12 protein-coding genes and 3 tRNA genes are annotated in these 11,048 nt (G+C 74.6%); 7 read left to right on the forward strand and 8 right to left on the reverse strand.

Annotated features, from left to right (window positions below; all coding sequences use genetic code 11):
• Nucleotides 1-155: 155 nt before the first annotated feature.
• From C5508_RS06195 to C5508_RS06205, 3 genes are all read right to left on the reverse strand, one after another.
• On the reverse strand, nt 156-767 hold the full coding sequence (locus C5508_RS06195; protein WP_157944007.1) for a hypothetical protein: 612 nt from the start codon (nt 765-767) through the stop codon (nt 156-158).
• Between the two features lie 23 nt (nt 768-790).
• Nucleotides 791-1,015 (reverse strand): hypothetical protein, encoded by a 225-nt coding sequence (locus tag C5508_RS06200; protein ID WP_157944008.1) that lies wholly within the window; start codon nt 1,013-1,015, stop codon nt 791-793.
• Nucleotides 1,016-1,238: 223 nt separating this feature from the next.
• A complete protein-coding gene (locus tag C5508_RS06205; RefSeq protein ID WP_104524076.1) occupies nt 1,239-2,120 on the reverse strand; it encodes a Rieske (2Fe-2S) protein in 882 nt (293 codons plus the stop codon).
• Nucleotides 2,121-2,325: 205 nt separating this feature from the next.
• Between C5508_RS06205 and C5508_RS06210 the strand changes: the two genes are divergently transcribed.
• Genes C5508_RS06210 through C5508_RS06220 form a run of 3 tightly spaced genes read left to right on the forward strand, consistent with a single transcriptional unit; the run spans nt 2,326 to nt 4,713 of the window.
• Nucleotides 2,326-2,844 carry a GtrA family protein gene (locus tag C5508_RS06210; RefSeq protein WP_104524077.1) on the forward strand — a complete coding sequence of 173 codons (519 nt, stop codon included), beginning with the start codon at nt 2,326-2,328 and terminating at the stop codon, nt 2,842-2,844.
• A 46-nt stretch (nt 2,845-2,890) separates the two neighbouring features.
• The gene (locus C5508_RS06215) at nt 2,891-4,366 is read left to right on the forward strand and encodes a metallophosphoesterase (protein ID WP_104524078.1); all 1,476 of its coding nucleotides are present in this window, start codon (nt 2,891-2,893) and stop codon (nt 4,364-4,366) included.
• Between the two features lie 23 nt (nt 4,367-4,389).
• Nucleotides 4,390-4,713 (forward strand): hypothetical protein, encoded by a 324-nt coding sequence (locus tag C5508_RS06220; RefSeq protein WP_104524079.1) that lies wholly within the window; start codon nt 4,390-4,392, stop codon nt 4,711-4,713.
• A gap of 76 nt (nt 4,714-4,789) precedes the next feature.
• On the opposite strand, the gene C5508_RS06225 is transcribed toward C5508_RS06220, so the two are convergent.
• Nucleotides 4,790-5,395 (reverse strand): AMIN-like domain-containing (lipo)protein, encoded by a 606-nt coding sequence (locus tag C5508_RS06225; protein ID WP_198597920.1) that lies wholly within the window; start codon nt 5,393-5,395, stop codon nt 4,790-4,792.
• Nucleotides 5,396-5,476: 81 nt separating this feature from the next.
• On the opposite strand from C5508_RS06225, the gene C5508_RS06230 reads away from it, so the two are divergent.
• From C5508_RS06230 to C5508_RS06240, 3 genes are all read left to right on the forward strand, one after another.
• Nucleotides 5,477-5,549 (forward strand) — tRNA-Glu (locus C5508_RS06230).
• A 16-nt stretch (nt 5,550-5,565) separates the two neighbouring features.
• A tRNA-Asp gene (locus C5508_RS06235) sits at nt 5,566-5,639 on the forward strand.
• A 23-nt stretch (nt 5,640-5,662) separates the two neighbouring features.
• A tRNA-Phe gene (locus tag C5508_RS06240) sits at nt 5,663-5,736 on the forward strand.
• Between the two features lie 47 nt (nt 5,737-5,783).
• Here C5508_RS06240 and C5508_RS06245 read toward each other — a convergent pair.
• Together C5508_RS06245 and C5508_RS06250 are read right to left on the reverse strand one after the other, a co-directional pair.
• Entirely contained in the window at nt 5,784-6,761 is a 978-nt protein-coding gene (locus tag C5508_RS06245; protein ID WP_104524081.1) for a glycosyltransferase, read from the reverse strand.
• 229 nt (nt 6,762-6,990) lie between these two features.
• Nucleotides 6,991-7,677: a phosphodiesterase gene (locus C5508_RS06250; RefSeq protein ID WP_104524082.1), complete on the reverse strand. Its 687-nt coding sequence runs from the start codon at nt 7,675-7,677 to the stop codon at nt 6,991-6,993.
• A gap of 222 nt (nt 7,678-7,899) precedes the next feature.
• On the opposite strand from C5508_RS06250, the gene C5508_RS06255 reads away from it, so the two are divergent.
• Nucleotides 7,900-8,115 (forward strand): hypothetical protein, encoded by a 216-nt coding sequence (locus C5508_RS06255; RefSeq protein ID WP_104524083.1) that lies wholly within the window; start codon nt 7,900-7,902, stop codon nt 8,113-8,115.
• 13 nt (nt 8,116-8,128) lie between these two features.
• On the opposite strand, the gene mftG is transcribed toward C5508_RS06255, so the two are convergent.
• Both mftG and C5508_RS06265 read right to left on the reverse strand, forming a co-directional pair.
• Nucleotides 8,129-9,634 (reverse strand): mycofactocin dehydrogenase MftG, encoded by a 1,506-nt coding sequence (gene mftG / locus C5508_RS06260; protein ID WP_104524084.1) that lies wholly within the window; start codon nt 9,632-9,634, stop codon nt 8,129-8,131.
• Nucleotides 9,627-10,931, reverse strand: coding sequence for a class I adenylate-forming enzyme family protein (locus tag C5508_RS06265; RefSeq protein WP_104524085.1), 1,305 nt, complete (start codon nt 10,929-10,931; stop codon nt 9,627-9,629). Before C5508_RS06265 ends, mftG begins: the two co-directional genes overlap by 8 nt.
• Nucleotides 10,932-11,048 lie beyond the last annotated feature (117 nt).

The raw sequence follows: 11,048 nt of genomic DNA on the forward strand, positions 1-11,048 counted from the left end.
ACCCAGGCAGCCCAGGCGGCTGGAGAAGAGGAAGAACATCGCCCTCCGATGCCCATCGAGTGGGACGGCCCACACGCCGTGTGCGGTGAGTCACCCCCTCGAGGATCGGACCACCCGTTCAGGGGATCGCGGGTGACCGTCGCGGTTACGTACCGTCATGTTCGTTCCGGTCGGGGGCTGGTCAACCTGCCTCCGTCCGCCGACGGACTTCCGCCCCGCATGACCGCGCGGCGGGCACTACCCCGGCCCGGCTGACCCGTTCCCCCCGGGGCAGCCGGGCCGGCCTCTTTCCCGACCCGACCCGGAGCGCTCCCCCGCCAGGCGGGATCGCAGACCAACTGCACGAGGTCGGCGAGCGCCGTCCGCAGCTCGTCGTCGACCGGCAGCTCGACGACGACCGGCGGCTCCTCCCCCAGCGTCACCTCGAGCGGGAACACGTAGGGCTTCTTGGTCTCCGAGAGGACGTGCGGCTCGCACGTCCCCGGTCGGAACGTCACCCCGACCTCGGCCGCGCCCGCCCGCGCTGTCAGCTCCAGCGGCAGGTCGGCCCAGGCGTCCAGCAGCACGCTGCGGCCGATCCGGCGCACAGAGACCGACTGGTCGCCGTCCACCCGGCGCACGACCAGCCGCCCGGCGAGCTCGCCGTCCCGGGCGTCCAGCTCCGTCACGCGCAGCTCGGCCACCGCGGCGACCCGCGCGGCCGCGCACTCCTCGACGTGCACCCGGGCCGGGACGCCCCCCGCCAGCGGCACCCTCAGCCCCTCCACGGAACCGTCCGGACGCACGACGGTCAGCCGTGCGACGGCCGGTCCGGGGACGACGGCGCAGTCCACGGCGCCGTAGGCACCGGCAGGTCGATCACCCGGCCGGGCACGAACGCCGCCGTCACCGGCGTCTCCGGGACCGGGGCGAAACCCGGCGCGTCGAGCGCCACCGCGGACACGGTGAACGGGGCCTCCCCCGTGTCGGTCACCCGCACCTGGAACCGCCCGCCGACCGCCTCGTCCGTGCGCAACCGGACCGCCTCCGCCGAGATCCCGGGCACCGCCGGGGGCGCGGCGGCGGACGTCGCGGGCGGCGGACGTCGCGGGCGGCGTCGGCGCGAGCGAGGAAGTCCGGACGTCGTCCGGTGCGTCCGACGCCGGCGAGCAGGCGACCAGCGCCGGCAGCACTCTCAGCGCGGGCGCCCTCCTCATGGCCCCGCAGCGTAGGACCGCCCAGGTCCCGGGCGGAGCCGTTCAGCGGTGGCGGCCGGGGATGCGCGCCATGACCCGGCCCGCCTCCATGCGCACCTCGAGCTTCTCCTGCGGGTTGGCGGCCGGTCCGCGGCGCGGCTGGCCGTCGTCGAGGTCGAACGCCGAGCCGTGCCACGGGCAGACCAGGCACTCCGAGCCGCGCACCGTCTCCACGGTGCCCTCGTCCAGCGGACCCGAGAGGTGGGAGCAGGCGGCGACGAAGACGTCGACCCGCGTTCCCCGGCGCACCACGGCCAGCGGAACCGCCATGCTGCCGCCCTTGCCCGAGCGCATCGTGGGCCGCCCGTCCGCCAGGTCGTCCAGCGGGCCGAGGTCGATCCACTCCGACGACAGGGCACGCACTGCCGTCGCCGCGTGGGAGGCGCCCGAGGACTGCGCGTAGGACATGTGCCCGCCGATGGCGGCTGAGCCGCCCGCGAGGCCGAGCCCCGAGTAGGAGAGCACCCGCCCCAGACCGCCCCGTCCGCGGCTGCGCGCCACCAGGGAGCCCACGTAGAGGCCCAGTGCGGCGGTGTTCATCACCGCGTGCAGGGCGCCGAGGCGACGGACGCCGGCCCCCTGCTCCGACCAGTCGGCGGCACCGGACAGCGCGGCCGGCACGGCGGCGGCGACGCCGGTGCCGATCAGCAGGGTCGCCGCCGGCCGCATGGGCGGGATCGCGTCGAGCAGTCCAGCGGACACCCAGCTGCCCACCGGCACCTGGACCATCACCGGGTGCAACGGATGGCCCAGCCACGTGCCGTGCAGGAAGTCCTTGAACGCGCCCGGCTTGAGCGCCCCCTGAACCGCCTTGCGCGCCGGCTCGATCGCCTTGTCGAACGCCGACACGTCCGCGACGCGGTCCAGGAATCCCATGAGGCTCATGGGCGAGTCACTACCCCCGAGGTCAGCCCCCGATACCCCGTCGGCCCACGACTCCCAGGCAACGGGACTCACAGGCAACGGTGAGCAAGGACACGGGTGGATCACAGTTGCGACCGGCATGTTCAGGGGTGACAACGGTTGTGCCGAAGAGGAGCCTTGACCCTGCTCATCTCCGCTGACCAGCCCATCTGCCGATCGGAACCCCGTGACCTGCCCGTCCCTGCACCGCCGTGGCCATGCCGCCGAAGCCCTCGGCGACCTGTCGCATGCGACGGCGCAGCGGATCCGGGGGATCGCACCGCGGCTCACCGCCCACCTGCGGCGTGACGACACGACCGCGCAGTTCGCCCGGTTCGTGCTCGTCGGCGCTGTCACCACGGCCGTGTACGCCGCGCTGTTCGTCGCGCTCTCCGGTCGCGGCTACCTCCCCGCGCACCTGGTCGGCACCGCGATCTCGACGGTGCTGGCCAACGAGCTGCACCGCAGGCTGACCTTCCGCGCCGACGAGCGGGTCCACTGGTTCACCGCTCAGTGGGAGGCCGGGGGCGTCACCATCCTGGGCCTGCTGGCCACGAGCACCGCCCTGGGCTGGCTGCACGCCGTCACCGACGGCACGAACACCGGGCTGCAGATCGCCACGGTCGCCGCCGTCACCGCCTTCATCGGGCTGATGCGCTTCGTGGCCCTGCGCTGGATCTTCCGCCCGGAGCCGGCCACCGCCTGACCCGCTCAGGCTGAGAGGGGCACCGATCATGGCTAGCCTCCACCGAGTGAGCGAGATCGGCCCCAGCCCGTCCCCGTGGCAGGGCCGCGCCCGGACCGCCGGGCGGTGGGCGTCTCGCGTCGCCCTCGCGCTCGGGGGCGCGCTCGCCGCCGTGCTGCTCTTCGCCCGGGTCTCGGCCCCCATCGGCCCGTTCGACGCCACGCTCTCCTTCCGGCCGGCCGGCGGCGGGGCCGAGGTGTCGGTCGCGCCGCTGGGCGAGCTCGCCGTCGACGTGTACGACGGGCCCCTGCGGCTGGACGTCTCGCTGCAACGGGTGGACCAGGAGCGCGCCCGGGCGCTGGCCACCGACCCGGTCCGGCTGGCCGGGGTGGTCGACCAGGTCACCGACGACCTCCGGTCCGCTGTCGTCCGACTCATCTGGCTGACCGCGCTCACGGCCCTCGCCGGCGGGGCCCTCACCTCCTGGGCGGTGCTGCGCCGCCGCCGTGAGCCGGTGATCGCCCTGGGGCTCACCACCGCCGTCCTGGCGATCACGGGTGGGATCGGGGTGGCCACCTGGCGTCCGGAGGCGCTGTCCCAGCCGACCTACACCGGCCTGCTGACCAACGCCAGCAGCCTCATCGGCAGCGCCGAGGACATCGTGGCCCGCTTCGACGCCTACCGGGCGTCGCTGGAGGACCTGGTGGGCAACGTGGGCACGCTGTACTCGGCCCTCTCCGCCCTGCCCGCTCCGGCCGCGGGTGAGGACACCGTGGCCCTGCTGCACGTCTCCGATCTGCACCTGAACCCCGCCGGCTTCGACCTGGTGCGCCAGGTCAGCCAGAAGTTCGGGGTGGAGGCGATCCTGGACACCGGTGACATCACCGACTGGGGCAGCGAGCCGGAGAACCGGCTCATCACGTCCGTGGGCGATCTCGACGTGCCCTACGTGTACATCCGGGGCAACCACGACTCCGCGACGACCGCCGGGCTGCTCGCCCTCCAGCCCAACGTCACCGTCCTCGACGACTCCGCGGTCACCGTCGCCGGGATCCAGGTCGTCGGGGCTCCCGATCCGCGGTTCACTCCCGACAAGAGCACCGGGGACGACGACGCGGGCGACGACGTCCTGATCGAGTCCGGGGAGGAGCTCGCCGACGTCGTCGCGGAGCTGGCCGCGCCGCCCGCGATCGCCCTGGTGCACGACCCGAAGCAGGCGCCCCCGCTGGACGGCGCGGTCCCCCTGGTGCTGGCCGGCCACACGCACAGCCGGAAGGTCACCGAGCTCGACGACGGCACGCGGCTGATGGTCCAGGGCTCCACCGGCGGCGCGGGGCTGCGGGCCCTGGAGGGTGAGTACCCCAAGCCGCTGACCTGCACGGTGCTCTACCTGGACCGGAGCACGGGGCTGCTGCGCGCCTACGACGACATCACTCTCGGCGGCCTCGGCGAGACCGAGGTGACCGTGCAGCGCACCGTGGTCCCGCGCTCGGACGAGGTCCCTGCGGACGCCCCGGCGGCTCCGGCCTCCGGGCCCCGATGAGCCGGCCGCTCTAGGCTTCGGCCATGTCGACGACGACCCGTACCGCCCGCCTGGCCGGCGGACTGCTCGCCGGGGGCCTGCTCCTGACCGGCTGCTCCTACACCTCGCAGAACGTCTCGTGCCAGGGCACCTCCTGCACCGTCACGCTCAGCGGCGAGGGCGCCGAGGCCGAGATTCTGGGGCAGACGCTGACCTTCGGCGGCGTCCAGGACGGGCGCGCCTCGCTGACCGTGGGCGGCGCGAGCGTCTCCTGCGGCGAGGGGGAGAGCGTCAACGCCGGCCCCCTGGAGCTCTCGTGCTCCGGTATCACCGACGACTCGGTGGAGCTCAACGCGCGGCTGAACTGAGGTCGGGCGGGTCTGCGGACGCTCTGACTCTGCCCCACATGTGGGGCAGAGTCAGAGCGTCGCGGAATGGACCGGCTCAGCCGGCGTGCGCGACCTCCACGACGACGCGCTGCGGGTCCTGCAGGAGGTGAACGCGGAACGGCGCCTGGCTCCGGGTGCCGATGAAAGCGGTCGTGGTGCCCTCGAAGGTCGCGAGGAAGTCGACCTCGGTGACGCTTCCGGTCCCGGTCGCGGTCACCGTGCCCGCCGAGCTGAACTCCTCGATCCCGGTGTCGTAGGGGTAGCCGACACCGGTGATACCCACCTGCAGCACGGCGTCGCCCTCGAGCTCCACCGGCTCGCCGCGGCCCGGCTCGATCGCCTCCTCGACGTACCGCACGTCCCAGCCCGGGGTGCCGGTGCCACCGAGTTCGAAGACGACCTGGTCGAAGCCGTCCTGCGCGGCCACGCGCACGGTGCTGACGGTGAGCAGCGCGTCGTCGGAAGCCGTCCCGGTGTCCGGCTGCGTGTCGCCGGGAAAACTCGCGGGGTCCGGTGCCGCCGACCCGGTCGCCGAGGTCTCGCCCGCCGTCGCTCCCGCCGAGGACGACGCCGTGTCCGAGCTCCCCTTCTGGGCGCAGCCCGAGACGAGGGCGAGCGAGACGGCGAGGGCGGGAACGGCCAGGTTGAGGGGAACGCGCACGAGCACAGCCTCGCATCCGAGGACCCCTGGTCAGAGGAGGCGCGAGGGGCATGTATTGTTCTCGCTGCCCCCGGCGAACGAGCCCTCATCGTCTAGCGGTCCAGGACGCCGCCCTTTCAAGGCGGTAGCACGGGTTCGAACCCCGTTGGGGGCACGATGCACCACAGCAAGGCCCTGTAGCGCAGTTGGTTAGCGCGCCGCCCTGTCACGGCGGAGGTCGCGGGTTCGAGTCCCGTCAGGGTCGCTCTCCGGTGGAGTCGCCGGGAGGGGCAGGTAGCTCAGTCGGTACGAGCGCTCGCCTGAAAAGTGAGAGGTCGGCGGTTCGACCCCGCCCCTGCCCACCCACTGCGAACGGGCTCGGCGCGACGCGCCGGGCCCGTTCTCGCATTCAGGCCCAGCTGCGGTCGCCGGCCACCTGCGCGTAGACCTCGGCGTGCACCTGCCGCACCGCTTCCCGCTGGCCGTCACGCCACACCCGGTCGGCGGGGCGAGGCATGGGCCGGATGAGCGCGGCACCGATGGCCGCGGTGAGCGACACGGCGTCGACGCCGCCCTGCTCGTCGTGGGAGTAGGGCACGACCTCCGACCACTGATCGGCGAACCAGCCGCAGCTCGGCGCGACGACGCGGGTGCCCACGTCGCGGCAGACCTCCACGTCGCGGGAGTGCGTGCCGCACGGCTCGGGAAGGACCGCGACGTGCAGCTGCTGCAGCTGCGCCACCCACCCGGCCGCCGGGAACACCACCAACTCCAGCTGACCGGCCTCGGCCATCGCCGGGATCGCGGGATCGAGCGCCGGCACGTCCGCCTCCTCGACCAGCAGCCGCAACCGGCCACCCCCCGACACCGCGCCGGAGACGGCCGCCCGCACGAGCCGGCCCACGTCGGGTACCGAGGCCGATGACGCACCCACGCGCAGCCCCACCAGGCCCCGCTCGGCGCCGAGCTCGGGATCGGCGACGGCGACCGACGGGTGGGCGACCACGATGGCGGTCCGGCCGTACCGCTCGGCGATGTCGTCGGCCGCTCCCGGGGTGAGCGTCAGCACGACCTCCGCGATGCCGAGGACGGCCGCCAGGTGGGCGTCGTGGGGTCCGGGCGAGGCCGCTCCCGGGGCGTGCAGCTGGTGCACCGTGACGACCAGCGGAACCCCCTGGCGCTGCAGCTCCTCGCTCCAGGCCTCCATCGCCGCCGCGTCGAGCCGGCCGTAGCCGACGTGCAGGTGGACGACATCGACGTCGCGGGAGTGGGCGGCCAGGTGTGCGTGGTCGAACCAGCAGCTGGGCTCGGCGCCGTTACCGACCCGCGTGACGCCATCGGGCAGGACCGCGTCCACGTAGGCGTCACGGTGCGGGATGGTGGCCACGCGGATGCCGGCCCCCGGTAGCGCGGGAAGCCCCGTATCCGGGGGGTGAGCGTGGGTCACGCGACGGTGCGTCTCCTCGTACGGTCGAGCATTCCGGCAGCACGATGGTGCCGCTCGGCGATCTCAGGACGTGGCCTCCTGGTTCGGGCCGGTCCGGTATCGCCTACCCCGGGCGTCCGGCGTCGAACCCGGAACCGACTCCATCGGGTGAGCCCGCGTGCCGGACGCGTCACCGGCCCCAGCGGCCCAGCCTGCGCGCGGTGGCGTATGCCGGCGCCCGGAATTTGGCCATCGGCCCGTCCGCGACGAGACCCGGCGGCGCGTTCAGGACGGCGTCGAAGCGAAGAGCGGAGTCAAACGGCCCGCGGGCCGCCGTGCTGCGCAATCGGGCGAACGGCCGCCACTCGCCCTGCCCGACGGCCGCGGCGAGGGTGAAGTCGATCCGGCCCTCCGCGGCCGCCTCGGCCACCGGCTCGGGGTCGGAGGAGATCCCGGCGGTCTGCGGAAGAGCCGCGATGCGGATGGTGCCGACGGCCGACCGGAAGCCCATGATCGAGCCGTAGGGGCCCTCGGCGTCCACCCTCGGCACCGGCACCAGCCGGCTCCACCGGCCCTGTCCGGTGCTCGACAGCAGGAGGTCGACCGGGTCGCGGTCGCCGCCGAGGCGGATCGCCAGGCCCAGGACGTCGGGCAACGGAGCGGGTAGCCCGGCGCCGCGCGAGATCCGGACGACGACGGCGTCGCGGCGCACCTCGTCCAGCCATGGCACCCCGATCGGCGGCGTGCTCCCGTGGCGCTCCAGCACGCCGTCGAACACCGCCCCCCGCGGGTGCATGGCCCTCCCCCGCCGGTACCTGGCCACCGCCCCGAGGGGCACGGCCACCGCCTTGCCGGCCAGCTCTGCCAGATCCGTCACGGCACCGTCCTGCCCGTCCGGCGGCCGGGCTACCCGTCGCATCCCGGACGCTGCGCGGAGTCCTTCCGCGGGGCTACCGTGGCGGTGGTCGAGGGTTGTCGAACCCTGCTGTGACGGGTGTGACCAGACGGTTCGGACGCAGCGAACTCTGCGCAAGTCCGCCCGGATGTCTGGAGAGATCTGCCCTGTGGCACGGACCGGTCCCGCCCCTAGGTTCAGAACATGTTCTCGACGCTCCTGGTCATCGGCGGTGTTCTGGTCGGCCTGCTCGTTCTGCTGGCCGCGATCGTGAGCCTCAGCGCGCGTCCGGCGACGACCACGCGCACGCCCGCCGGAGTGCGGACGCCGACCTGGGCCGCGGACGCCGGCCGCCCCCACCCGGACGCGTGGGCTCCGCTCTCCGCCGCGAGCACCAGCGAGATGCCCGCCGTCCGCTGATCGCGCCGGGCGCTCAGCGACCGGTCATCAGATCGGCGGCGCGCTCGCCGATCAGCACCGCGGTGGCCGCGGGTCCGCGGACGGGCACCCGCGGCAGCACCGAGGTGTCGGCCACGCGGAGCCCCTCCACACCGCGCACGCGCAACTCCTGGTCCACGACGGCGCCCCGATCGCCGTTCGGCCCCATGCGGGCGGTGCCCGAGAGGTGGACGGCGGTGGTCAGCCGCTCGGTGATCCAGCCGCGCAGGGCCGCGTCGCCCGCCGGCAGGGCCACCGGATCCCCGACCGCACGCATCGCCCGGCTGCCCAGCAGCTCGGCGGCCAGCCGCACCCCCTGTCGCATGCGCCGCGCGTCGGCGCCCTCGACCAGGTGCCGGTATTCGACCAGCGGGGGCCGGTCGGGGTCGCCGTCGACCAGCGACAGCCGGCTCCGGCTCTCGGTCCGCTGCAGCGCCACGCCCACCTCGACCGGCTGACCGGTCGCTGGCCGCCCGCTCATCACCTGGGCGAACGGCGCCATCCAGGGCAGCACCTCGAGGTCACCCGGCACCGCGGCGCCGTCGGAAGTGGCGTGCAGGACCCCGTGCAACGGCGCCTCCCCCGGCCCGGCCAGGACGCCGTCGCGCGGGGCGAACGGCAGGTGGACGATCGGGTGGTCCGTGGCGCCCTCCCCCACCGGCGCGTCGACCAGGACCTCGATGCCGGCCGCCCGCAGCCGTGCGGCCGGGCCGATCCCCGACAGCAGCAGCAGGTGTGCCGAGCCCACCGCGCCGGCGCTGAGCACCACCTCGTGCGCCCGGACGTCCCCGGCGGTCGTGGCGACGCCCACCGCACGGCCGCGCTCGACCAGGACCCGCAGGACCCGCACGCCGCCGCGCACCGTCAGGAGCGGGTCGTCGCGCCGCGGCGCCAGGTAGGCCGCCGCGGTGCTGACCCGCACCCCGTCGACGACGTTGCGCGGAACGGGCCCGTAGCCGGGCGGGCCTCCGGCGTTCTTGTCCGGTTCGGCCGGCAGGCCCAGCTCGTCGGCCGCCTCCGCGAGGGCCGCGGCCAGCAGTGGACCGTCCCCGGGGCGGGCCACCGGCATCGGGCCGTCCGCCCCGTGGTCCGGGCGATCGCCCAGGTCGCGGTCGCTCTCCAGTCGCCGGAGCACCGGCAGCAGCTCATCCCATCCCCACCGGTCGTTGCCCGCGGCCGCCCAGTCCGCGGCATCGGCGGGAGTGGGCCGGATGAAGTAGCCGGCGTTGATCGCGCTCGACCCGCCGACGACGCGGCCGCGCGGCACCCGGATCGTCCGGCCGTCGGCCAGCAGCCCGGGCAGATCCCAGTTCGCCGGATGCCCGGGCACCGCTGCGCGCAGCGTGGAGGCGTCGCGCAGCTCCGCCGGCAGCGGGGAGTCCGCCCCCGCCTCGAGCACCAGGACCCGGCGCCCGGCGTCGACCAGCCGGGCGGCCAGCGCGCACCCGGCCGTCCCGGCTCCGACGACGACGACGTCCCAGCCGCCGAGCGGCTCAGCCATCCTTGAGGCCGAGAACCCGGGGCAGGTCCAGCCGGCGCACCTTGCCGGTGGAGGTGCGGGGCAGGTCCGGGAGCGGGTGGAGGGCCTTGGGGCGCTTGGCCGGCGCGAGGCGGGCCCGGGCCCAGTCGGCCAGCTCACCGGCGTCCGCGTCGCCGACGTAGGCGGCCACCACCCGCTGCCCCCAGTCGGGATCGGGCACGCCGAAGACGGCGCTCTCCACCACCCCCGGGTGCGCGTCGAGGACCGCCTCCACCTCCGCCGGGTAGACGTTGACCCCGCCGGAGATCACCAGGTCCTCCCGGCGCCCGTCGAGCCACACGACGCCGTCGTCGTCGACCCGGCCGAGGTCGCCCACTGTCACCCGGTCGCCGCGCCAGGCGGCCGCCGTCTTCTCCGGAGCACGCCAGTACTCGAAGCGGGCCCACGGCGGCACGGCGCACCAGAGCTGGCCGCGCTCGTCGGTCTCCAGCCGCCGGCCGGGCCGCGCCCGCCCGACGCTGCCCGGGTGCGCCAGCCAGTCCTCGGGCGAGCAGACGGTGAACTGGGCCTCCGTGGAGCCGTAGAACTCCCAGACGCTGCCCCCGGGCAGGGCGGCCAGGGCGGCGCGCTTGAGCGGCTCGGGGCAGGGGGCGCCCGCGTGCACCAGGCGACGGAAGGAGGACCAGTCGACGTCGCCCCGGGCCAGCAGCCGCTGCAGGTGCGTGGGCACGCAGAAGGCGGTGGTCGGCCGGAGCTCGGTGATCGCGCGAGCGGCCCTGGCGGCGTCGAAGGGCCCGGGCAGCAGCACCTCGCCGCCGGCCAGGAGCGTGTGGATCGCGAACCGCAGCGGTGCGCTGTGGTGCAGCGGCGAGAGGACCAGGTGCCGGTCGGCCGGGCCGAACCCCCAGAGCTCGATCTCCTCGGCGGCCAGCGCACGGGCGTCGTCCTCGGTCAGCACGCCCGCCCACACGCCCTTGCGGCGGCCGGTGGTGCCCGACGTGTAGTGCATCGGCCGGGCCAGCGGCACGTCGGCGAGGTCCGCCTCGTCCTCGCCGAGAAGGCGCCCGGGCTCGTCGCCCGCGTCGAGCGCGGGGTCGGCGTCCTCCGCGAGGGCCGCGCGCTCCGCAGCCGGCAGGGCGGGGTCCAGCACCACCGGCAGGATGCCCGTGCGCAGGGCCCCGAGCACCACGGCCAGCAGCTCCGGCGACGCCGCGGCCGAGACCAGCAGCCGGTCGCCTCGGCCCAGCCCCGCGGCGGCCAGGGAGGCGGCCGCGCGCCGCTGGTCGCGCTCACTGCCGGCGCTGTTCCTGTCTCTTATCCCCCTCTGACGCTGCCGACGAAGAGGATAGTTGAGAACTCCGTGGTCGCAGTATACTTAAAACAACAAAAATATAACTACAACAATTAGATGTACTTATAATCAAATTAGAATAAA

Source organism: Blastococcus atacamensis (genome assembly GCF_002938425.1).
GTDB classification, from domain to species: Bacteria; Actinomycetota; Actinomycetes; order Mycobacteriales; family Geodermatophilaceae; genus Blastococcus; species Blastococcus atacamensis.

Coding starts and splice junctions, on each gene's coding strand:
- C5508_RS06205 (WP_104524076.1), bottom strand. CDS start 2,120: ATGAGCCTCATGGGATTCCTGGACCGCGTCGCGGACGTGTCGGCGTTC.
- C5508_RS06220 (WP_104524079.1), top strand. CDS start 4,390: ATGTCGACGACGACCCGTACCGCCCGCCTGGCCGGCGGACTGCTCGCC.
- C5508_RS06255 (WP_104524083.1), top strand. CDS start 7,900: ATGTTCTCGACGCTCCTGGTCATCGGCGGTGTTCTGGTCGGCCTGCTC.
- mftG (WP_104524084.1), bottom strand. CDS start 9,634: ATGGCTGAGCCGCTCGGCGGCTGGGACGTCGTCGTCGTCGGAGCCGGG.